Annotated in this window: 18 protein-coding genes; 4 read left to right on the plus strand and 14 right to left on the minus strand. The window is 61.3% G+C overall.

The window, feature by feature from the left end:
- Nucleotides 1-206 precede the first annotated feature (206 nt).
- From ACSV9I_RS11020 to ACSV9I_RS11035, 4 genes are read left to right on the plus strand one after another with little or no spacing between them, the layout of a single operon-like run.
- Complete coding sequence (locus ACSV9I_RS11020) at nt 207-1,460, plus strand: sarcosine oxidase subunit beta family protein (RefSeq protein ID WP_054157082.1); 1,254 nt, start codon at nt 207-209, stop codon at nt 1,458-1,460.
- A gap of 18 nt (nt 1,461-1,478) precedes the next feature.
- Nucleotides 1,479-1,799, plus strand: a complete 321-nt coding sequence (locus ACSV9I_RS11025) for a sarcosine oxidase subunit delta (protein WP_054157083.1) — start codon at nt 1,479-1,481, stop codon at nt 1,797-1,799.
- A complete protein-coding gene (locus ACSV9I_RS11030) occupies nt 1,796-4,789 on the plus strand; it encodes a sarcosine oxidase subunit alpha (RefSeq protein WP_438328917.1) in 2,994 nt (997 codons plus the stop codon). Before ACSV9I_RS11025 ends, ACSV9I_RS11030 begins: the two co-directional genes overlap by 4 nt.
- Complete coding sequence (locus ACSV9I_RS11035) at nt 4,782-5,336, plus strand: sarcosine oxidase subunit gamma (protein ID WP_438328918.1); 555 nt, start codon at nt 4,782-4,784, stop codon at nt 5,334-5,336. The genes ACSV9I_RS11030 and ACSV9I_RS11035 overlap by 8 nt, the downstream gene beginning before the upstream one ends.
- Nucleotides 5,337-5,391: 55 nt before the next feature.
- On the opposite strand, the gene ACSV9I_RS11040 is transcribed toward ACSV9I_RS11035, so the two are convergent.
- The 14 genes from ACSV9I_RS11040 to ACSV9I_RS11105 all read right to left on the minus strand — a co-directional run bounded on the left by ACSV9I_RS11040 (nt 5,392) and on the right by ACSV9I_RS11105 (nt 22,677).
- On the minus strand, nt 5,392-5,922 hold the full coding sequence (locus ACSV9I_RS11040) for a DUF2314 domain-containing protein (RefSeq protein ID WP_438328919.1): 531 nt from the start codon (nt 5,920-5,922) through the stop codon (nt 5,392-5,394).
- A 215-nt stretch (nt 5,923-6,137) separates the two neighbouring features.
- Entirely contained in the window at nt 6,138-7,196 is a 1,059-nt protein-coding gene (locus ACSV9I_RS11045) for a DUF2332 domain-containing protein (RefSeq protein ID WP_438328920.1), read from the minus strand.
- Nucleotides 7,193-7,681 carry a MaoC family dehydratase gene (locus ACSV9I_RS11050; protein ID WP_054157393.1) on the minus strand — a complete coding sequence of 163 codons (489 nt, stop codon included), beginning with the start codon at nt 7,679-7,681 and terminating at the stop codon, nt 7,193-7,195. The genes ACSV9I_RS11045 and ACSV9I_RS11050 overlap by 4 nt, the downstream gene beginning before the upstream one ends.
- 89 nt (nt 7,682-7,770) lie before the next feature.
- A complete protein-coding gene (gene glgX, locus ACSV9I_RS11055) occupies nt 7,771-9,729 on the minus strand; it encodes a glycogen debranching protein GlgX (RefSeq protein ID WP_438328921.1) in 1,959 nt (652 codons plus the stop codon).
- 84 nt (nt 9,730-9,813) lie between these two features.
- The gene (arsH, locus tag ACSV9I_RS11060; protein ID WP_438328922.1) at nt 9,814-10,563 is read right to left on the minus strand and encodes an arsenical resistance protein ArsH; all 750 of its coding nucleotides are present in this window, start codon (nt 10,561-10,563) and stop codon (nt 9,814-9,816) included.
- Nucleotides 10,538-10,963: an arsenate reductase (glutaredoxin) gene (gene arsC / locus ACSV9I_RS11065; protein ID WP_054157090.1), complete on the minus strand. Its 426-nt coding sequence runs from the start codon at nt 10,961-10,963 to the stop codon at nt 10,538-10,540. Before arsC ends, arsH begins: the two co-directional genes overlap by 26 nt.
- A gap of 3 nt (nt 10,964-10,966) precedes the next feature.
- Nucleotides 10,967-11,659, minus strand: coding sequence for an aquaporin (locus ACSV9I_RS11070; protein ID WP_438328923.1), 693 nt, complete (start codon nt 11,657-11,659; stop codon nt 10,967-10,969).
- Entirely contained in the window at nt 11,656-12,015 is a 360-nt protein-coding gene (locus tag ACSV9I_RS11075) for an ArsR/SmtB family transcription factor (protein ID WP_438328924.1), read from the minus strand. Before ACSV9I_RS11075 ends, ACSV9I_RS11070 begins: the two co-directional genes overlap by 4 nt.
- Nucleotides 12,016-12,128: 113 nt before the next feature.
- The gene (locus ACSV9I_RS11080) at nt 12,129-13,757 is read right to left on the minus strand and encodes an alpha-D-glucose phosphate-specific phosphoglucomutase (protein ID WP_438328925.1); all 1,629 of its coding nucleotides are present in this window, start codon (nt 13,755-13,757) and stop codon (nt 12,129-12,131) included.
- A 3-nt stretch (nt 13,758-13,760) separates the two neighbouring features.
- Complete coding sequence (glgA, locus tag ACSV9I_RS11085) at nt 13,761-15,200, minus strand: glycogen synthase GlgA (RefSeq protein ID WP_438328926.1); 1,440 nt, start codon at nt 15,198-15,200, stop codon at nt 13,761-13,763.
- 8 nt (nt 15,201-15,208) lie between these two features.
- Nucleotides 15,209-16,468, minus strand: coding sequence for a glucose-1-phosphate adenylyltransferase (gene glgC, locus ACSV9I_RS11090; RefSeq protein WP_054157095.1), 1,260 nt, complete (start codon nt 16,466-16,468; stop codon nt 15,209-15,211).
- A 12-nt stretch (nt 16,469-16,480) separates the two neighbouring features.
- Nucleotides 16,481-18,697, minus strand: coding sequence for a 1,4-alpha-glucan branching protein GlgB (gene glgB, locus ACSV9I_RS11095; protein ID WP_438328927.1), 2,217 nt, complete (start codon nt 18,695-18,697; stop codon nt 16,481-16,483).
- Nucleotides 18,697-21,159 (minus strand): glycogen/starch/alpha-glucan phosphorylase, encoded by a 2,463-nt coding sequence (locus ACSV9I_RS11100; protein ID WP_438328928.1) that lies wholly within the window; start codon nt 21,157-21,159, stop codon nt 18,697-18,699. The genes glgB and ACSV9I_RS11100 overlap by 1 nt, the downstream gene beginning before the upstream one ends.
- 249 nt (nt 21,160-21,408) lie before the next feature.
- Nucleotides 21,409-22,677 carry a vWA domain-containing protein gene (locus ACSV9I_RS11105; RefSeq protein WP_438328929.1) on the minus strand — a complete coding sequence of 423 codons (1,269 nt, stop codon included), beginning with the start codon at nt 22,675-22,677 and terminating at the stop codon, nt 21,409-21,411.
- Nucleotides 22,678-22,808: the final 131 nt, after the last annotated feature.

A 22,808-nucleotide genomic window follows, 5' to 3' on the forward strand; every position in this document is an offset into this window, starting at 1 on the left:
GATTGACGACGGCCAATAGCAGAGAGATGCCCGGAAGTCCATATGGGGCAGGCGTTCCGGTCTTAATTTTTGGCTCTCTGCAGCCACGATCTGAAGCGTGTCGAAAGAGGAGCACCTGCGTGTCGCAAAATGCACGTCATGACGCATATTGATTTGCGACAGCTAAGGCCCTACCCAAATGCCTGAACCACAGGAGTTTAAGGCGAATGCGCAAATATTCGGTCTTTGCCGTTGTCCGTGAGGCGATGCGTGCCCACAAGGGATGGGAGGCTCAGTGGGTCTCTCCCGAACCGCGGCAATCCTATGACGTCATTATCATCGGTGCCGGCGGCCATGGTCTTGGTGCAGCCTATTATCTGGCCAAGGAACACGGCATCACCAATGTCGCGGTGATTGAAAAAGGCTGGCTCGGCGGTGGCAATACCGGTCGAAACACGACGATCATCCGGTCCAATTATCTCTATGAAGAGAGCATGGACATCTACGAGCATTCGCTGAAGCTCTGGGAGGGCCTGAGCCAGGACCTCAACTACAACGTCATGTATTCGCCGCGCGGCGTGATGATGCTGTCGCACAATGTGCATGACCAGCAGTCCTTCAAGCGCCATGTGAATGCCAACAACCTCTATGGCATCGACAATGAGTGGCTGACGCCGGAGCAGGCGAAGGCATTTTGCCCGCCGCTCGATATTTCCAAGACTGCTCGTTACCCGATCAATGGTGCTGCCCTTCAGCGTCGCGGCGGCACGGCGCGTCACGATGCGGTTGCCTGGGGTTATGCGCGTGCCGCGTCTGATCGCGGCGTGCACATCATCCAGAATTGCGAAGTGACGGGTATCCGTCGCGGACCAAATGGTGAAGTGACCGGCGTCGATACGACCAAGGGCTTTATCGGCGCGAAGAAGGTCGGCGTTTCCGCTGCTGGCCACTCTTCCGTCGTCATGGGCATGGCCGGCGTGCGCCTGCCGGTTCACTCGACACCGCTGCAGGCGCTCGTCTCCGAGCCGCTGAAGCCGATCTTCCCCTGCGTGGTCATGTCGAACACCGTGCATGCCTATATCTCGCAGTCGGACAAGGGTGAGCTGGTCATCGGTGCCGGTACCGACCAGTACAATTCCTATAGTCAGACCGGCGGCATGCAGATCATCACGCACACGCTGGATGCGATCTGCGAGCTGTTCCCAATGTTCCGTCGTGTGAAGATGATGCGCCAGTGGGGTGGCATTACCGACAACACGGCCGACCGTTCACCGATCCAGAGTGTCACGCCGGTTCAGAACCTGTTCGTCAATGCCGGCTGGGGGACGGGCGGTTTCAAGGCAACGCCGGGGTCTGCCAACCTGTTCGCGCATCTGATCGCCAAAGGCGAGCCGCATCGTCTGGCCCAGGGCCTGACGCTCGACCGCTTCCGCACCGGCCGCCTGATCGATGAGGCAGCAGCCGCTGCCGTTGCTCACTGATTTCAAGGATCGATCAACATGCTGATCATCAAGTGCCCCTATTGCGAAGAAGAGCGCGCCGAGCTCGAATTTCGCGCAGCCGGTGAAGCGCATATCGCACGCCCGGAAAACATCGCCTCGATCACGGACGAAGAATTCGCCGACTACTTCTTCCTGCGCGACAACCCGAAGGGTCTGATCTTCGAGCGCTGGCGTCATATCCATGGCTGCGGGCGTTTCTTCAATGCGGCCCGTGACACGATTTCCGACAAGATCCTGCTGACCTACAAGGCCGGTGAACCCATGCCCGATCCCGCAACACTGGTTGCCCCGTCTGCATCGAAGGGAGAAAAGGCATGAGCGCTGCCAACCGCATTCCCGGCAAGGGCCGTCTGACGCCGGCTCGCACCGCCCGCTTCACCATTGATGGCCGCAGCCTGACCGCATACGAAGGCGATACCGTCGCTTCCGCGATGATTGCCAACGGCATGCATCTTGCTGGCCGCTCGTTCAAATATCATCGTCCGCGCGGCATCCTGACGGCCGGCCCGGAAGAGCCGAATGCGCTGCTCGACATTTCGCGCGATGCTGCCCGCCGGCAGCCGAATGTGCGGGCGACCGTGCAGGAAGTCTTCGACGGGATGAAGGTCGAGACGCAGAACCGCTGGCCGTCGCTGTCGCTCGACATCGGCGAGGTCAACAATCTGTTGTCGCCGTTCTTCGCCGCCGGCTTTTACTACAAGACCTTCATGTGGCCGAAGGCCGCCTGGCATCAGATCTATGAGCCCTTCATCCGTCGCGCTGCCGGTCTTGGCCATGCGCCGAAGGAATCGGATCCGGATCACTATGCCAGCCGTTATGCCCATTGCGACGTGCTGGTGATTGGTGGCGGCGCTGCCGGTCTCGCCTCTGCGCTGGCCGCCGCCCAGACGGGCGTTCGCGTCATGATCGCTGACGAGCAGCCGGAAATGGGCGGTGCCTTCCATTTCGACATCGGTGCCACGATCGACGGCCAGAATGGCTATGACTGGGCGCAAGGCGTGGTCGCCAAGCTCAAGGCCATGCCGAATGTGACGGTGCTGACCCGCACCACCGCTTTTGGCTACCACGCCCATAATTATGTGGCGCTGGCTGAGCGCGTGACCGATCACGTCGCCAACCCGTCCAAGGCGCTTCCGCGCGAACGTCTGTGGCAGGTCCGCGCCAAGCGGGTCGTGATCGCCAGCGGCGCGATCGAGCGCCATATGGTCTTCGCCAATAATGACCGCCCCGGCATCATGCTGGCGTCGGCAGCCCGGACCTATCTGAACCACTTCGGCGTTGCCGTTGGTGCAAAGGTTGCCGTCTACACGGCGCATGATTCGGCATATGAAGCCGCGATCGACCTCAAGAAGGCTGGCGTCTCGGTGCCTGTCATCGTCGATGCCCGCGAAAAGCCGGGCGCGACGGTCCTCGCAGAGGCACGCGCGCTGGGTATCGAGGTTCTGACCGGTCACGGAGTCGTGGATACCGCCGGACGTCTGCGGGTTCGGTCGATCACGGTCCGTCGCAACGGCGGCGGTCAGGCGCGCAAGATCGAGGTCGATGCGCTTCTGATGTGCGGCGGCTGGACACCTTCCGTCCACATGTTCTCGCAGTCGCGCGGCAAGCTCAAGTTCGATGCAGCCAACCAGCGCTTCCTGCCGGATGTCTATGCGCATGATTGCATCTCTGTCGGCGCCTGCAATGGCACCGACGATCTGCAGGCTCTGCTGGATGAAGCCACATCGGCTGGGCTTTCCATGGCCAAGGCTGCCGGTGCGACGGAGACTGCAAGCGTTTCGCTGACGGGTTCGAACGCGCATGCCTGGACCGGTGGCATGATCGGGGCTGCCGAAGGACTGGGCCGCGAAGACAACGTCAAGGCCTTCGTCGACTTCCAGCACGATGTCTGCGCCAAAGACATTCGTCTTGCCGTGCGCGAAGGCATGCATTCGATCGAGCATATCAAACGCTTCACGACAAATGGTATGGCGTCCGATCAGGGCAAGCTGTCCAACATGCATGGTCTGGCGATCGCGGCGGAAGTGCTTGGCAAGGAAATCCCGCAGGTCGGTCTCACAACTTTCCGTGCGCCCTACACGCCGGTCACCTTCGGCACGTTGATCAACCATTCGCGTGGCGAACTGTTCGATCCGACCCGCAAGACGCCGATGCATGCCTATGAAGTCAGCCAGGGTGCCGTCTATGAAGACGTCGGCAACTGGAAGCGCGCCTGGTACTATCCAAGGGCCGGCGAAGACATGCATGCGGCCGTCAATCGCGAATGCAAGACGGCCCGTGACGTTGCTGGCGTGTTCAACGCCTCGACGCTTGGCAAGATCGAGGTTGTCGGTCCTGACGCGGCCGAGTTCCTCAACCTCATGTACACCAATGCCTGGGACACGCTGAAGCCCGGCAAGGCGCGCTATGGCATCATGACGCGCGAAGACGGCTTCATCTATGACGACGGCGTTGTCGGGCGTCTCGCCGAGGATCGCTTCCATGTGACCACGACGACCGGCGGTGCGCCGCGTGTCATGCACCACATGGAAGACTATCTGCAGACGGAATTCCCGCATCTGAAGGTCTGGCTCACCTCGACCACCGAACAGTGGGCGGTCATCGCGGTCCAGGGTCCGAAGGCGCGCGACATCATCGCGCCTTTCGTCGAGGGCATCGACATCTCGAACGAGGCCTTCCCGCATATGAGCGTGGCCGAAGGCAAGTTCTGCGGCGTGCCGACGCGCCTCTTCCGCGTGTCGTTCACCGGGGAACTCGGTTTCGAAGTCAACGTGCCTGCCGATTTCGGTGCTGACGTCTTCAGACAGATCTGGGAACGGGCCCAGTCGATGGGCGCCTGCCTCTACGGCACCGAGACCATGCACGTGCTGCGCGCCGAGAAGGGCTACATCATCGTCGGACAGGACACGGACGGCACGCTGACCGCAGACGATGCCGGCCTCTCCTGGGCGGTGTCGAAAAAGAAGACCGACTTTGTCGGTATTCGCGGCATGAAGCGTCCGGATCTGGTCAAGGAAGGCCGCAAGCAGCTGGTCGGACTTTTGACCAAGAACCCGAATGAGGTGCTGGAAGAGGGCGGGCAGATCGTGGCCAATCCAAACCAGCCGAAGCCGATGACCATGCTCGGTCACGTCACCTCGTCCTACTGGTCGGAAAACCTCGGTCGGTCGATTGCGATTGCCATGGTGGCCGGTGGTCGCGCCCGGATGGGTGAGACGCTCTATGTGCCGATGAAGGACAAGACCATCGCGGTGGAAGTGACCGACATGGTATTCTTTGACAAGGAAGGAGGCCGCATCCATGGCTGATGCTGTAATCGCCGAGCGCAAGACTGTTCTTGCCGGCTTCCATGGTGGCAGCGCCAAGGTGCGCCTCACGCCCGCACCCGTTGCTAACCGCGTCTCGTTGCGCGCCGGTGCCGACGCAGTCGCCGGGCTTTCCAAGGCGCTTGGGTTGACGCTTCCGACGAAGCCGAAGACCTCCGCCACCGCCAAGGGCCGTACGGCCTTCTGGATCGGTCCGGACGAGTGGCTGTTGATCGACGAGGCTGGCGGAGATCTGATGGCCGATTGCGCCGCATCCGGCACCCTGCATTCCGCGGCTGACGTCTCTCACCGCAATGCGGCGATCATCGTCTCGGGACCTGCGGCTGACGTCACCGTCAACAGCGGCTGCCCGCTCGACCTGTCGCTGGGTGCTTTCCCGGTCGGCGCTGTGACACGCACGGTGTTCGGCAAGATCGAGATCATTCTCCATCGTGTCGAGGCCGAGACGTTCCGCGTCGAATGCTGGCGATCGTTTGCGGAGTATGCCTTTGGCATGCTGGCCGAAGGCGCTGAGGATGCCTCGCTCTGAGGCGGGCGAGCTGCATATGTTGATCGAGGAAAGGCCGGGATAATCCCGGCCTTTTTCAATGGGTGATGGCCTGTGTGTCGCAGACGAGGCCCATGGAGCGGAAGAGTTCGTCGATCTCGGCGGAAGGGGTGATCTTGGCAATTGCGCAACCGGTGAAATTGCCGGTCATGCCCTTCTCGTCCATGTAGAACCAGTCGGCGATATCCTCCTTGGTGAAGGCGATCGTCTGGCCCATTTCGATGTGCTCGACCATTTCGGGCTCGTTGCTGATCCGGCCGGTGTAGCCGCTCTCGTTTTTTTCGATGTCGCTCAGCCAGAAGAATTCAGAGGATAGGGAGCCCTCCGGGAAGCTGTTGATCCGATAGCTGTCGCCCTCATCGAAGATGCCGATCTTGACCGTGTAATTATAGGTCCCCTCAGGCGGGTTTTCCGCCTTGGTGAGGAAGTCATCGAGGCCAGCCTTCGCTTTTTCAAAGGCCTCGGCCATAATCGGATCACCTTGTTCGACCATGACTACGGCCGATGCCGCGCTAAAAGACGCCAAGGTGAGGTATGCGGCAAAGCTTGCCGCCTTGAAAACTGTCATCGCCAAAGTTCCGTTCTCTTCGCCTGTTGTGCCGATGAGAGCGTCTTATCCCGCGTGTAGCCCTTAACTGCCGATACGGCAGTCATGGAAACGCGGCGTGGCCCAGTGCCGGCAAGGCGGCATCTACCGAAAGCCCTGTGCGTTTTGGAAGTGGTGGCAGTCACAGGAGAATGGCGCCGTGTCTGACAAGTGACGGCTGCACGGATGCGGAGGCTTTATGCGCTCCAGCCTACCCACTTCACCCAGCGTCCATGAAAATCCGCCCGCCCGATCTCGCGGGTCTCGCCCGTCGGCCACATCGTCAGGAGGATGGCAGCGCCATCCGGCTTGCCGTCGGCCTCGAGTTGCAGGCGGGCCAGTGGCGCGTCCTGTGTTGCACGCAGACCCGCCTCGGTGATCAAGGCTTCGCCCTCGGCCTTCAGCTCGGCTGGGAAATATTGCCAGGCGATGGTGTGGTAGATCACGTGGGTAAGGCCGGGGCGGGGCGTGGCCAGGCGTTGGCGGAGCCAGGCAATGGCATCGGCCTTCTGAACCTTCAGCCCATTCTCAGTCGCCATGGCGAGTGCTGCTGCGGTCCGGTCCAGACGGTCCTGCTGATCGGCCCAGATATAGGAGAAGAGCCGCAGGCGGTCATCTTCGGACGCCGGGTCCAGCGGGTTGAGGTCGCAGCCGGCACGCTCGGCAACGTCCAACCGGACATCTGGCGGCGGGGGGCCTTCCCAGCGGGGTTCGAGATGAACGGATGAGGTGTCACCAAAGCCCGTGTCGCCAAGCGTGTAGCTGTAGCGATCCCATTGCAGATTGAGGCCCGCACTGGCACCGACTTCGGACAAGGCGAGCGGTTTTTCCGTCAGCGCCGCGATCGTGAGGAAACCGGGGAGCAGGGCGGATGAGCGGCGCACCTCATTGGTCTGTGGTGCGGATGCCAGCCGGTCGAGCATGAAGGCTTCGTCGCGTTGAAGGGCGTTTGAGATCGCGCCCCAGAGGGTGTCGTCATCGACCGCATGCGGCGGATAGACGGCTGCGAGTTCGGGATCCTTGCCGGAGCGAACCAGCGCATGCAGCGTGCCGGCCAGCCGCAGCGCCACGGCATCACCGGTTCCATCGGGATTGCCTTGCCAACCGAGGATGACCGTGCCCACCGAGGTTTTGTCCGTCAACCTGTCGGCTGCCAGCCTGCAGAGGCGGGCGGTAAAGGGTGAACCAAGATCGTCACACGCTTTCGCCTGACGGTGAAAGCTTTCGCGGATCGTCTCTGGTCCGTTCCTGGTCATATGGTCTCCGGTCGATCCTTCGGGTCGAACTGGGAAATGGTGATCCAGTTCGCGGTCAGCGCCGGCTTGCGCTCATCTTCAATCTCGACCGTCACTTCATAGGTGTTCATCAGCATGCCGGCGCCGCGGAAGCGGGCCTCTGCCAGCTTGAAGCTGCCACGGATGCGCTTTCCCGTCTTGACCGGCGACATGAAGCGCAGCTTGTCGAAGCCGTAATTGATGCCCATGGTCTGTTCGCGGATCTTCGGCAGGCAATTATAGTTCATGGCCGAGAGGAGCGAGACCGTGAGGAAGCCATGCGCGATCGTGCCGCCGAAAGGGGTTTCGGCAGCGGCGCGAACCGGGTCGGTATGGATGAACTGGTGATCCATGGTGGCGCCGGCAAAGGCGTCGATCATCGTCTGGTCAACAAGGATCCAGTCCGAGACCCCGACAACCTCACCGACAAGGCCCTGCACATCCGACAGCGAAATTTCACGCGGCATATAAACAACCTGATTGATCAATCCTTGGGCAACGCTACAGCCGCTTCACGTCAGGCGGAATAGGCGCCGGTCACCGCACTGCAATAAAATCAGCTTTCCAGCCAGAAATCGACGCTTCTGGCCTTCACCTCGATCTTTGCCGCGCCTTTTCCGCTCGAAAGTCGGCGCCATTTCTTCTCCGTCTGCGGGGGTAGGGAAAAGACGGCGGCGTCGTGGGATCTGTTGAACAGGACGGCAATGCGGCAGGCGGTGCCCGTTTCGCGGTCGAGCGAGCGCAGCACCATGGCGAATGTCGCGTTGTCCGGCTGCTCCCAATCGGCAACCGACATTTGATCGCCGGACGGTGCGAGCCAGGAAACGTCGCCATCACCGGTGAGGAAACCGGGATCGGTAAAGCAGGTGAAACGCTGCCGGATCGCGGCGAGGCGGGCGGTGGTGTCGATCAGCTCCTCGTCGGCCTTGGACCAATCAAGCCAGGTGATGGCATTGTCCTGGCAATAGGCATTGTTGTTGCCGCGCTGGCTTCGACCGAATTCGTCGCCAGCGGTCAGCATTACGGCACCACGACTGGCAAAGAGGGTCGAGAGCAGCGCCTCGACATCCTGGCGACGCGCTTTGCGGATCACCTTGTCACTCGTCTCGCCTTCGACGCCATTGTTCCAGGAATGGTTCTCGTTATGGCCGTCGCGGTTGTCCTCGCCATTGGCCGCATTGTGTTTGTGGGTATGAGAGACGAGGTCGTAGAGCGAGAAGCCATCATGGGCTGCGATGAAGTTGACGCTGCGGGTGAGCGGAAGGCCGCTGTTTCCAAACAGATCCGCCGAACCGGCCAATGCTGTTGCGAGGTCGCCGGTCGTTCCGCCATCGCCGCGCCAGTGGCGTCGGTAGGTATCGCGGGCGCGGTCGTTCCATTCGAGGAAGGCGGAGGGGAAGCGGCCGAGCTGATAACCGCCGGGGCCGATATCCCAGGGCTCGGCAATCAGGATGCGGTCTTCCAGCACTTCGTCTTCGATGATGGCCTTGAGGGTGGGAGCGTCGGCGTGGAAACCGTCCCAGTGCCGGCCCATGATCGGCGCGAGGTCAAAGCGGAAACCGTCGACGCCGGCCGAGAGGACGAAGTGGCGGAGCGTGTCGACGATTAGCTTGCGGATGAAGGGGTGATCGCAGGCGAGCGTATTGCCGCAACCGGTGTCGTTGACCAGTCTGCCCGGATCATTGGCGACATGGCGGAAGAGCGAACGATTGTCGATGCCGCGCATCGAGAGGGTCGTGCCGTGCACATCACTTTCCCCGGTGTGGTTGAAGACGAGGTCAAGGATGACACCGATGCCCTCTGCATGGAGCGCCGCCACCGTTTCGCGCAGTTCCTGGACGCCGCCGGGTACAATGCGCGGATCGAGCGCCATCATAGCGACGGGGTTGTAACCCCAGCTGTTGGTGAGGCCGAGGGGGGGCAGATGTCGCTCGTCGATCCAGGCGGTGATCGGCATGAGTTCGACCATGTCGACGCCGATACGCCTGAGATGGGCGAGGATGGCGGGATGGGCAAGGGCTGCCAGCGTACCCTTTTGCGCGTCCGGTACATCCGGATGCAGCATGGTCAGCGCCTTCACGTTGACCTCGTAGATGAAACCGGCGCGGTCGCCAAGCGGCATCATCGGACGCAGCGGCTGGTGATTCTTCAGGATCGCCTTCGGCATCAGGCCGGCGGTATCGACGCCAAACTGGCCCAAGCGGGGATCATAGACGAAGGGCCGGTCGAGCTCTGTGGCATAGGGGTCGATCAGCAGCTTTGCCGGATCATACCAGTGCCCATCGGTTGGCGCATAGGGGCCGTGAACGCGAAAACCGTAACGGGTTCCTTCCTTCGCGCCCTCGACAAAGACGTGGTGGATGTCGCCGTCGCCGCGCGTCAGGGGCACACGGGCCAGCTCATCTTGTCCATTGGCGTCGAAGAGGCAAAGCTCGACATGGCTGCAATGGTGAGACCAGAGCCGGAAATCGGCTCCGGTGTGTCCGACTGTGACTCCCGGCATCGGCTCTGTCATGCACGGCCTCGCGATCTCGGTGATTCTCTCCGTTCAGAAGAGAATAGCAGGCCGCCGCTGCGCGCAAATGGGGGCCGCCGACTATTACAGGGCGGCGAGGTTGAGGGGCTTTGCCGACTTGGCCGCGGCTTCCTTGCGTTCGCTGTAGCGATCGGTGAGGTAGTCCGAGATGTCTCGCGTGAGGTAGGTGAACTTCACCAGTTCCTCGCAAACGTCGACGACGCGCTCGTAATAGGACGAAGGCTTCATCCGGCCATCGGCGTCGAATTCCTGCCAGGCCTTGGCGACAGAGGACTGGTTGGGGATGGTGATCATCCGCATCCAGCGGCCGAGCAGGCGCATGGCATTGACGGCGTTGAACGACTGCGAGCCGCCGGAAACCTGCATGACGGCGAGCGTCTTGCCCTGGGTCGGTCTGATAGCGCCGACGGACAAGGGAATCCAGTCGATCTGCGCCTTCATGATGCCAGTCAGCGTGCCGTGGCGCTCGGGGCTTACCCAGACCTGACCTTCTGACCACGCAGAGAGATCGCGCAGTTCCTGGACCTTGGGGTGGCTCACTGGTGCATCGTCGGGCAAGGGCAGGCCGGAGGGGTCGAAAACCTTCACCTCCGCGCCGAAATGCTCGAGCAGACGCTTGGCTTCCATCGCCAGCAGGCGGCTGAAGGAGATCTGCCGCAGCGAACCGTAGAGGATCAGGATCCGCGGCTTGTGCGTCGAGAAGGGGCGGCGCAGCGCCTCCAGGTCCGGCAGGCGGAGGTGATCGAGATCGGCGGCCGGCAGATCGGTGGTGTGATCAGGCTTGTTGTCAGACAAGGCGCTTGCCCTCCGCATCGAGCACAGCCTCGCCGTCTTCCTTCACGAAGGCAGCAGTGAAGGCATCGGCGGGGAGAATGTCGAGCACGACTTCAGACGGCCGGCAGAGGCGGGTGCCCATTTCCGTGACGACAAGCGGGCGGTTGATCAGGATAGGGGTCGCGATCATGGCGTCGAGCAGTTGATCGTCTGAAAGGGCAGGATCGGCAAGGCCGAGGTCCTCGTAAGGTGTGCCCTTTTCGCGGATCGCTTCGCGCACGGAGAGGCCAGAGTCGGCGATCATCTTTGCCAGTTCCGGCTTGCTCGGCGGGGTCTTCAGATATTCGATGACCGTGGGCTCGATACCGGCATGGCGGATGAGATCCAGCGTGTTGCGCGAGGTGCCGCAGGCCGGGTTGTGGTAGATGGTGACGTTCATGGTCTATCGGCTCCTTGAGCTGTTGTGCTGTGGGTCGCGGCCTTCATCGGCAAACAGCCATGCTGCGAGCATGGAAGCCAGCAAGGCGCCAATGATTTGCGCGATGATGAAACCCGGTAAATCGATCGGGCGGACGCCAGCAAATGTGTTGGTCAGGCTGCGGGCGATTGCGACGGCCGGATTGGCGAAGGACGTCGAGGCGGTGAACCAGTAGGCGGCCGTGATGTAGAGGCCGACGAGCATGGGAATGGCGTCCGCCTTGAAACGCAGGCCGCCGAGGATGGTGAGAAGCAGGCCAAAGGTTGCGACCGCTTCCGCCGTCCACTGGGCGGAGCCCGTGCGAACCGTCTCCGAGATCTGGACGAGCGGTAGCTCGAACATGGCATGGGCGATGAGTGTGCCGGCGATGCCGCCGAGGATCTGGGCGATGAGATAGGACAGAGCCGCGCCTGGCGTCATTTCCCGGCGGGCGGCAAACACTATCGTCACGACCGGATTGAAATGGGCGCCTGAGATGGGCCCGAGGATGGTGATCAGCACGAAGAGGATGGCGCCGGTCGGGATGGTGTTGCCGAGCAGGGACACGGCGACATCGTCGGACAGGCGATCGGCCATGATGCCGGAGCCGACGACGGTGGCGACGAGAATGGCGGTGCCGAGTGCTTCGGCGGTGAGGCGACGGGAGAGATCGGTCATTGCGGCAATACTGATTTTGGAGGCGTGCTGCAGCAGGCGAGATCTTCGATCAGCGGTTGGCAGAGGCTCACATTGCCGCCACAGCAATCCTTGAGCAGATAGAGGGCGACCGCGCGAAACCGGTCGAGATCGGCTCGGTAGATAATCGAGCGGCTCTGGCGTTCACTAGATACCAAACCTGCCTGGGAGAGCGTCGACAGATGCGCAGACATGGTGTTTTGCGGCACACCGATCAGGCGCGCGAGTTCACCGGCAGGCACGCCATCGGGTTCATGGGCCACCAGCAGACGGAATGTCTGAAGGCGGGTCGGCTGGGCCAGGGCGGCAAGCGCCGCGATCGTCGATTTTTCATCCATATATCTAGAATAGTGGATATGATGTGAGAGTCAATCGCTGCTGTTCCTCATAAAGAAAAACCCCGGAGCTGGAGCGCCGGGGTTGATATCAGTCTCAAAAGTACTGCGTCAGATCAGGTGATGACCGTCGGCTCGTTCATCCCCGTGTAGCGCTTGATCTCAGCCACTTCTTCCGCTGCCGCGATCAGATCCGCCAGGGCCTCTTGCGTCTCAATGCGGTGGCGGCTGGCGTCGGGCTCGTAGCGTTCGACATAGAGGCGCAGCGTCGCGCCGGAGGTGCCGGTGCCGGAGAGGCGGAAGACGATGCGACTGCCGCCTTCGAAGAGGATTCGGATGCCCTGGTTCTTCGAAACCGACTGGTCGATCGGGTCGTGATAGGCGAAGTCGTCGGCGGCTGTCACGTTGAGGCCGTTGATCGCCGTGCCGGGCAGGGTGTCCAGCTTGGCCCGGAGGGCGGCGACCAGAGCGTTGGCGTTCTCGGTGTCGACGCCCTCATAGTCGTGGCGGGAATAGTAGTTGCGGCCGTATTCGGCCCAGTGACTTTCCACGATCTCTCTGACGCTCTGTTTGCGGGCGGCAACGATGTTCAGCCAGAAGAGCACAGCCCAGAGGCCGTCCTTTTCGCGCACATGGTCGGAGCCAGTGCCGAAACTTTCTTCGCCACAAACGGTGACCTTGCCGGCATCCATCAGGTTGCCGAAGAACTTCCAGCCGGTCGGGGTCTCAAACATGCCGATGCCGAGCTTTTCAGCGACGCGGTCGGCAGCAGCACTTGTCGGCATGGAGCGGGCGATGCCGGCAATGCCGCGCGCGTAGCCCGGGGCGCATGTGGCGTTTGCTGCGATCATCGCCAGACTGTCCGAGGGCGTGACGAACATGCCCTTGCCGACGACCATGTTCCGATCGCCGTCGCCATCGGAGGCTGCACCAAAGTCCGGGCCGTCAGCGCTCATGACGTCGTCGTAGAGGGTCTTGGCATGGACGAGGTTCGGGTCCGGGTGGTGATGACCGAAATCGGGCAGTGGGACTTCGTTGCGCACGGACCCTGCCGGAGCGCCCAAGCGCTTTTCGAGGATCTCGACGGCATAGGGGCCGGTGACGGCGCTCATCGAATCGATCACCACGCGGAAGCCGCCTGCGATCAGCGTGCGGATAGCTGCGAAATCAAAGAGGGTCTCCATAAGGTCGGCATAGTCTGTAACGGGGTCGATCACCTCGACCACCATGCCGGCGAGATCGAAGCTGCCCACCGTGTCGAGATCGATGTCGGCGACATCAACCGTCTTGTAGCTGTCGATGACCTTGGTGCGGGCGAAGATCGCGTCGGTGATCTTTTCCGGTGCCGGGCCGCCATTGCCGATGTTGTATTTGATGCCGAAGTCTTCGGTCGGGCCGCCGGGATTGTGGCTGGCCGAGAGCACGATGCCGCCGAAGGCCTGGTATTTGCGGATGACATGCGAGGCGGCCGGCGTCGACAGGATGCCGCCCTTGCCGACCAGAACCTTGCCGAAGCCATTGGCGGCCGCCATTTTCAGCGCCTTCTGGATGACTTCGCGGTTGTAGAAGCGGCCGTCGCCGCCGATCACCAGGGTCTTGCCGGCAAAGCCTTCCAAGCTGTCGAAAATCGCCTGGATGAAGTTCTCCGCATAGTTTTCCTGCTGGAACACCGGGACCTTCTTGCGCAGGCCGGATGTGCCCGGCTTCTGGTCCGCATAGGGTTTGGTGGAGACGGTGGAAATCATCGATTAGAGGCCTTTCGAGACGAGGCGTTGATAGAGTTCGGCATAGGTGGCGCCGCTCCTGGTCCAGGAGACGTCCGACTTCATGCCCTGCTTCTGCAGTTGTGGCCAGAGTCGCTCGTCACGGTATAGGCGCATCGTGCGTTGGATTGCGCGGCGCAGTGCCTCGGCCGTGACGGGAGCAAACTGGACCCCGGTCGCGACACCAGCGGCAAGGGCTGCTTCATTGGCATCGATGATCGTGTCGGCCAGACCGCCGGTCCGGGCAACGAGCGGCACGCAGCCATAACGCAGTGCATAGAGCTGTGTCAGGCCGCAAGGCTCGAAACGGGAGGGCACAAGGATGATGTCAGAGCCGGCCTGCATCAGGTGCGACAGGTCCTCATCATAGCCGAGGACCATGGCGACACGGCCGGGATTTTGGCTTGCGGCTGCTTGAAGCGTTGCTTCGATACCGCCATCGCCGGAACCGAGGATGGCGAGTTTGCCGCCACCTCTGACGATGTCGTGCACAACTTCATGCAGGAGGTCGAGCCCCTTCTGCCAGGTGAGACGCGAGATGACGCAGAAGATCGGGCCATCATCGTCATGCAGGCCGAAACGCTCAACCATGGCACGGCGATTGCGCTCGCGTTTCTTCAATTGGGTGGCGGAGTAGGTCGCCGGCAACAGCGTGTCCCTTGCCGGGTTCCAGACGTCGGCGTCGATTCCGTTGACGATGCCATAGAGATCGGCGCTGCGGCTGGCGATCACCCCTTCCAGACCCATGCCGAATTCGGGTGTGAGGATTTCCTCGGCATAGGACGGGCTGACGGTCGACAGCGCATGGGCCGTCATCAGGCCGCTCTTCAGGTAGCTGATCGTGCCGTAATATTCGAGTGCTTCGTGCCAGGCATGGCTGGGCAGACCGAGGCTTGCGAAGAGTTCGCCACCGAACTGGCCCTGGAAGGCGATGTTGTGGATGGTGATCAGGCTTGGCACTTCGGGCGCTTCGGCGTAGCGCATATAGACAGGGGTGAGCGCGGCCTGCCAGTCATGGACATGCACGAGATCGGGCTGGAAACCGGCAACGGCGCCGGCGGCGAATTCGGCACCGGCCTTGGAAAGCGCTGCGAAGCGCTTCCAGTTATCCGGATAATCGCGGCCAAGGCTGTCGAGATAGGGCCCGCCGGTGCGCAAATAGAGGGCGGGAATATCCAGAATCAGGAGTTCCAGGCCCTCATGGCTTGCCTGCAGCAGGTTGGCATGTTCCCCGAGCAGATCGGGGAACTCGTGCACCTTTTTCGGCTTCTTCACCGCCTTCATCACTGCCGGATAACCAGGGATCAGCGTCTTCGTCTCGACGCCATGGGCGGCGAGCGCGATCGGAAGGGCGCCCGCCACATCGGCAAGGCCCCCGGTCTTGATCAGCGGGTAGATTTCGGAGGCGACCGATAGGACCTTCATCGGATTGGCTAACCCAGTTTGTCGATCATCGCCTGCGTGATCAGGCAGATGCCGTTCTCCGAACGGCGGAAGCGTTTGGCATCCATTTCCGGATCCTCGCCGACGATCAGGCCCTCGGGAATGACGACGCCATGATCGATCACCACGTTGGTGAGGCGAGCATGGCGGCCGATCTGCACCTTGGGCAGGATGACCGCCCCTTCGAGGCGCGAATAGGAATTGGCGCGCACACCGGTGAACAGCAGGCTCTTGTAGAGCGATGAGCCGGAGATGATGCAATCCCCCGAGACCAGCGAAGAGATCGCCGACCCGCGACGGCCTTCGTCGTCATGGACGAATTTGGCCGGCGGCGTGTTTTCCGAATAGGTCCAGATTGGCCATGTCTTGTCGTAGAGGTCGAGTTCGGGAACGATGTCCGTCAGGTCGATATTGGCCTGCCAGTAAGCGTCGATCGTGCCGACGTCGCGCCAATAGGGTGTGCGCTCGAAATCGGAGCGCACGCAGGAGCGGGCGAAGCGATGGGCGACCGCCTTGCCGCTCTTGACCACGTAAGGGATGATGTCCTTGCCGAAGTCGCGGCTGGAATCCGGATCGGCGGCATCCCGACGCAGGAGCTCCATCAGGAACTTGGTGTGGAAGACGTAGATGCCCATGGAGGCGAGGGCAAAATCCTCATTGCCGGGGATGCCCGGCGGGTCGGCGGGCTTTTCGACGAAATCGATGATCCGATCCGTCGGATCGACATGCATGACGCCGAAGCCGGTCGCTTCCATGCGCGGCACTTCCAGGCAGCCGATCGTCACGTCGGCGCCCGAATTGACGTGCTGCTGCAGCATCAGCTCGTAGTCCATCTTGTAGATGTGGTCGCCGGCAAGGATGACCATGTATTCCGGCGCGTACGACTCGATGATGTCGGCATTCTGGTAGACGGCGTCGGCAGTGCCTTCATACCACTGCGTTTCCGACACACGCTGGGAGGCGGGCAGAACGTCGAAGCTCTCGTTGCGCTCCGGTCTGAAGAAGTTCCAGCCGAGCTGCAGGTGGCGGATGAGCGAGTGGGCCTTGTATTGGGTGGCGACACCGATGCGGCGGATGCCGGAATTGAGTGCGTTGGACAGGGCGAAGTCGATGATGCGGGCCTTGCCGCCGAAATAGACGGCTGGCTTGGCGCGCCTATCCGTCAACTCCTTCAGACGGCTGCCACGACCGCCAGCCAGAACATAGGCCATGGCGTCGCGCGACAGGCTTTTTGCCGATTTTTCCGTCATTTAGTCCTCCCCTTAATGTTCCAGTTCCAGCATGATGACGGCGAGTGGCGGAAGCGTTACCCCGGCTTTCGCCCAGCCACCTTCTGCAGCGTACGCCTCCACGCGTCCGCCATTGCCCTTGCCGCTGCCACCATAGATTTCAGCATCGGTATTGAGTATCTCGCGCCAACGACCGGCCGCTGGCAAGCTCAATTCGTAACGTTCGTGATAAGTCGGTGTCAGATTGCAGATCACGGCGATGGTTTTTTCGCCAGGCGCCTTGCGAAGCCAGGCGTAGACGGAATTGTCCTGATCATCGCCGACGATCCATTCAAAGCCTTCGCCCTCGCAATCGCGGGCATGCAGGGCCGGCTTCTTGCGGTAGGTGAAGTTCAGGTCACGCACCAGGCGGCGCATGCCTTCATGCGGGGCGTAATCCAGCAGGTTCCAGTCGAGAGATCGCTCTTCCGACCACTCGCTCCATTGCGCGAATTCCTGGCCCATGAAGAGCAGCTTCTTGCCGGGGTGACCCCACATCAGCCCGTAATAGGCTCTGAGATTGGCGAACTTCTGCCAGTCGTCGCCCGGCATCTTGGCAATCATCGAACCTTTGCCATGCACGACTTCGTCATGGCTGATCGGCAGCACGAAGTTTTCCGAGAAGGCATAGAGCAGGCCGAAGGTAATTTCGCTGTGATGGTGCTTTCGATAGATAGGGTCACGGGCGAAATAGCTCAGCGTGTCATGCATGAAGCCCATGTTCCACTTGAAGCCGAAGCCGAGGCCGCCTTCATGCACGGGCTGCGAGACCTTGGGCCAGGACGTCGATTCCTCGGCAATCGTCATGATGCCGGGATGGCTGCCGTAAACATGCGCGTTCATCTGTTGCAGGAAGCGGACCGATTCCAGATTCTCGCGCCCGCCATACTCGTTGGGCACCCACTCGCCTTCCTTCCGGGAGTAGTCGAGATAGAGCATGGACGCGACAGCATCGACGCGCAGTCCGTCGAGATGGAACTTCTCGGCCCAGTAGAGCGCGTTGTTTATCAGGTAAGACAAAACCTCGATCCGGCCGAAATTGTAGATGGCCGTATTCCAGTCGGGGTGGAAGCCCTGGCGCGGATCGGCATGTTCGTAAAGTGCCGTACCGTCGAACTGGCGAAGCCCATGGGCATCCGTCGGGAAATGGGCAGGCACCCAGTCGAGAATGACGCTCACGCCCACCTTGTGGCAGCCGTTGACGAAACGGGCGAAGCCTTCAGGCTCGCCGAAGCGCGCAGTCGGGGCGTAGAGCCCTGTCGTCTGGTAGCCCCAGGACGGATCATAGGGGTGCTCGGTCACCGGCATGAATTCGATATGGGTGAACCCCATGTCGACGCAGTAGGGGATCAGCCGCTCGGCCATCTCGTCCCAGGTGAGCATGGAACCGTCGTGGCGTCGCTGCCAGGAGCCGGCATGGACTTCGTAGATCGAGATCGGCTGCCGGCGCTGGTCAATGCTTGACCAGTGCTTGCGGTGATCCTCGTCTTCCCAGACCTGGTGCAGTTCTGCGGTTGTCACCGAAGCGTTTTTCGGCCGCAGCTCGCCACGGCGGGCATAGGGATCAGCCTTCAGCGGCAAGAGCTCGCCATGCGGGCCGATGATCTCGAATTTGTAGCTCGCGCCGGTGCGGACATCAGGTGCGAATATCTCCCAGATGCCGGTGTCGCGGCGCAGGCGCATTACATGGCGACGGCCGTCCCACTCGTTGAAGTCGCCGACGACGGAGACGCGCCGGGCATTGGGGGCCCATACGGCAAAATGGAAGCCATCGACGCCCTGGTGCTTGATCGGATGAGCGCCCATCTTGTCGAAGAGACGCAAATGCGAGCCTTCGCGGATGAAGTAGTCGTCCATCGGACCGAGCACCGGCCAGAAGCTATAGGGGTCGGTGACAGTCCATTCGGCATCGCCGCGGGTCGCGCGGTAGCGCACCGGCAAGATGCCCTCGAGCTTGACGCGGCCGGAAAAGAAGCCGGCATCATGGTGCCGGGTCAGTATGCCGATCTCATCGCCTGCGAGATTGCAGGCCGTGACCGTCTCGGCGCCAGGAATGAAGCAGCGGGCGACATGGCCGCCGCCGGCTGCCTGCTGAACGCCGAGAAAGGCGAAGGGGTCGCCATGCGTTCCATGGATGATGGCCTCGATTTCTGCGGCCGGTGGCGTGTCCGGCATGGCATCGTCACCGATCGTCTTCGGCGATTTTGCCATCAGGCTCTCCAGATTTCGTCGTTGTACTGTCTGATGGTGCGGTCGGACGAGAACCAGCCCATGCGGGCGGTGTTGCGAATGGTCTTCGAATACCAGGCGGGCTCATCGGTCCAGATGTTGTCGACCTGGCGCTGGGCGCGGGCATAGGCGTCGAAATCGGCGGCGACCATGAACCAGTCGTGATGATAAAGTCCGTCCACGAGACCGCTATAGCGCTCGCGGTCGTCTGGCGAAAACACGCCGGAGGCGATGGCCGAAAGGGCCTGCTGCAGTTCGGGTGAGGCTTCGATCACGGCGCGGGGATTATGCCCCTCGGCGCGCGTTCGGCCGACTTCCTCGGCCGTCATTCCAAAAATCACGATGTTATCCTCTCCCACATGGTCGCGCATTTCGACATTGGCGCCATCGAGCGTGCCGATGGTCAATGCGCCGTTTAACGCGAACTTCATGTTGCCGGTTCCAGAGGCTTCCATGCCGGCGGTAGAAATCTGCTCGGAGAGGTCGGCCGCCGGCACCATGACTTCGGCCAGCGAGACATTGTAGTTCGGTACGAAGACGACCTTGAGCAGGCCGCGCACCGAGGGGTCATTATTGATGACGCGGGCGACATCATTGGCCAGTTTGATGATCAGCTTGGCGTTGTGATAGCTCGGTGCTGCCTTGCCCGCAAAAAGCTTGACCCGCGGCACCCAGTCGCGTTCGGGATGCGAGCGGATCTGGTCGAAGAGCGCCACCGTCTCGATGATGTTCAGGAGCTGGCGCTTGTATTCGTGAATGCGCTTGATCTGAATGTCGAACATGGCCGACGGATCAATCTTGATGCCCATACGGCTTGCCACCAGCTGTGCAAGCTGCTGCTTGTTGGCCCGCTTTACGGCCGCGAACTTTTCCTGGAATGCAGCATCGTCGGCAAAGGCGTCGAGCTCGGTGAGCTTGGCGGTATCGTCAAGGAAATCAGGGCCGATGGCTTCGGTCAGGAGGCTCGTCAGATCGGGGTTGCACTGCATCAGCCAGCGCCGCGGCGTGATGCCATTGGTCTTGTTGTTGATGCGGGTCGGGTAAAGCTTGTGCAGGTCGGCGAAGACCGTTTCCTTCATCAGCTCGGTATGAAGCGCAGAAACACCGTTTACCGAGTGGGAGCCGATGAAGGCGAGGTTGCCCATGCGAACCCGGCGCTCTCCGCTCTCGTCGATCAGGGAGATCTGACGGATTTCGTTGTCGTTGAAGCCACGCTTCTTGCGGGCGTCGAGCAGGATCTTGGCATTGATCGCGTAGACCAGCTGCATATGGCGCGGCAGGAGGCGCTCGAAGAGCGGCACGGGCCAGCTTTCCAGTGCTTCGGGCAGCAGCGTATGGTTGGTGTAGGAGAAGGTCTTCGAGGTGATCTCCCAGGCGTCGTCGAAGGTGACGCCGTGCAGGTCGATCAGGATGCGCATGAGTTCGGCGACGGAGACGGCCGGGTGGGTGTCGTTGAGCTGGATCGCCACCTTGTCGGGCATCTGCGCAAGCGTATTGCCTTGCTGGAGATGACGGCGGACGATGTCCTGCAGCGAGGCGGAGCAGAAGAAGAATTCCTGGCGCAGACGCAGTTCCTGACCGGCCGGGGTGGCGTCGGCCGGGTAAAGCACGCGGGTCAGGGTTTCGGCCTTGTTGCTTTCGCGCAGCGCGCCGATGTGGTCACCGGCGTTGAAGGCTGCGAGCAGGATCGGGTCTATCGGCTGGGCGGCCCACAGGCGCAGTGTGTTGACGCGCTCTCCACGCCAGCCCACTGCCGGCGTGTCGTAGGCGGTGGCGATGACGCGTTCGCTCTGTTTCCAGACGTAGCGCGGCTCGCCATCCGGTCCTTCTGCGGTTTCTACCGTGCCGCCGAAGCCGACTTCGTAAGAGCTTTCCCGCCGCTCAAATTCCCAAGGATTGCCGTGGGCCAGCCAGCTTTCCGGCAATTCCACCTGCCAGCCTTCGGCCATCTGCTGACGGAAGAGCCCGTGAATGTAACGAATGCCGTAGCCATAGGCCGGGATGTTGACGGTGGCCATGCTCTCCATGAAACAGGCTGCCAGACGGCCGAGGCCGCCATTGCCCAGAGCAGCATCCGGCTCGAGGGTTGCGATCACGTCGAATTCTACGGAGAGCGATTGCAGCGCCGTCTGGATATCGTCCATGAGGCCGAGATTGGACATTGCGTCACGCAGCAGGCGACCGATGAGGAATTCGAGCGAGAGGTAATAAACCCGCTTGCCGTTGTTGTGGTAGGTCGTGCGGGTTGATTCCATCCACTTGTCGATGACCCGGTCGCGGACAACGAGGATCGTCGCTGTCAGCCAGTCATGCGGCGTCGCGACCTTGGCGTCCTTGCCGATGCTGTAGGTCAGCTTTTCCATGATCTCGGCTGCGAGTGCTGCCGGATCGGAAACCTCGCGCTTCGGGAGGGGTAGGTCGACTTTGTGGGGTGTCTTGATCATGGGGCGCCTGACAGAGGGAGGGATGCAGGTCGCCGCCGACTGGAGCTTCGGCGTCGCCTCGTTCGAAACCGAGTTTACGCATCGAATTGAGTGGCTTGCAACAAGGGAGTTGGATCGGTGTCACCAAACGGCACAGCATTGTCGGGGCGCTCCACTGGCGCCACATGAGATTAGTCGAAAATTCAGGTAACAAAAAAACCGCGCTCCTGAAGCGCGGTTTCAATGTTCGGCCGAATGGCGGGCGGTGGATCAGTTGGTCAGGCGCGTCGTGGCCTTGGCAGCCGCCTTGCCGATTTCCTCGAAGGCCTTGACGAGGCCACTCATGTCGCTCGGTTCGTAGTAGTTGCTGGCGCTTGACGCGCAGGCGCTGAGGAGCTCCTTGCCCTTGGTCGGGGCCATGAAGGCGACGGTGAAGATTTCGATGCCGTCAGCCTTGGCGTTGGCGCAGTGCGTGCGGACCTGGCTGTCGATGTTGGAGTTCCAGTTCGAGCTGTTGCCCGTCATTTCACCGTCTGTCATCAGCACGATGTAGCGGCTGAAGCGTTCATTGCCCTTGGCGGTATGAGCGTTGGTTTCAGTCGTCGCCGTCGACTTCAAGGCATCATAGGCAATCTTCATGCCGCCGGAAGCATCCGTTCCGCCGGTCGGGACGAGCGGCAGGGCCGTGATATAGGCTGACGCACCGGCAACGCCCCAGTTTATGCCGGATGCCGCCTGCGTGGAGTCATTATACGATACCGCCCCCACTCGGACCAAGACGTTCAACGGGTCGGCCGTCGTCAGCTGTGTCAGAAGCATGGCTGCCGCCGTCTTCAAGGCGGCGATCTTCTTCACATAGCAAGGCTTTGTCGGGCTGATATAGTTCTTCTTGCCCTGTGCAACGTCCTTATAGGCCCAGTTGGCGGCCGTATAGTTCACGCAGCTCGACACCGTGGTATCGACGGTGTCGGTGGTAAAGGACATCGAGCCCGACCGGTCCAGGACAAGATACATGGACAGTGCGCTCTTGGTTTCCTTCGAGCTTTCCGCCTTTGCCTCGACCGCGATTTTCACGCTCTTATAACCCAGAAGCTGGGTGAAGGCGTTGGTCGGAACATCGATGCTTCCGTTGATCGTCACGTCATACGTGTTGAGCTTGGTGCCAATGTTCTTGTTGACGGAGGCGATCGCGTTCTGACCGAGGGTCAGGACGAGCTTGTCTTCTTCACCCGGCACGGCGTCCGTGGTGCCTCGGGTGTTTTTGTATTGTGTCGCGTAGAAGGTCTTCGCGAGGGCGATCGCCTGCTCGTCGGTCAAATTCTGGTTCGCCAGAGCTGAGGCCGCCGACAGGGCCGCAGAATCGGCTGCGTCCTGCAGTGCGCTCTTGACCTGAACGAGGTTGTTCATGTCCATCGCAACACCAACGGTTGCGAGCGTCACAGGCAGCAGGATTGCCGTCATCATGGCAAAGTTGCCGCCCCGATCGGTGAGCATCCGGCGAACCGAAAGTCGCTTCTCAGTCTTGGTTCCAGTCATCATGTCCATCCAAAGGCAGGGTTTGGAGGCTTTATGACAGAGACCTGTTTCATCCTGTTTAAGACAATCCGTATAATTCGATGCAATCCCGGCATAAGGCCCGGTTTTCGGCGGATTTTCCGATTTTTCCCGTT

Origin of the sequence: Rhizobium sp. G187 (assembly GCF_051549525.1) — a bacterium.
Taxonomy (GTDB): domain Bacteria; phylum Pseudomonadota; class Alphaproteobacteria; order Rhizobiales; family Rhizobiaceae; genus Allorhizobium.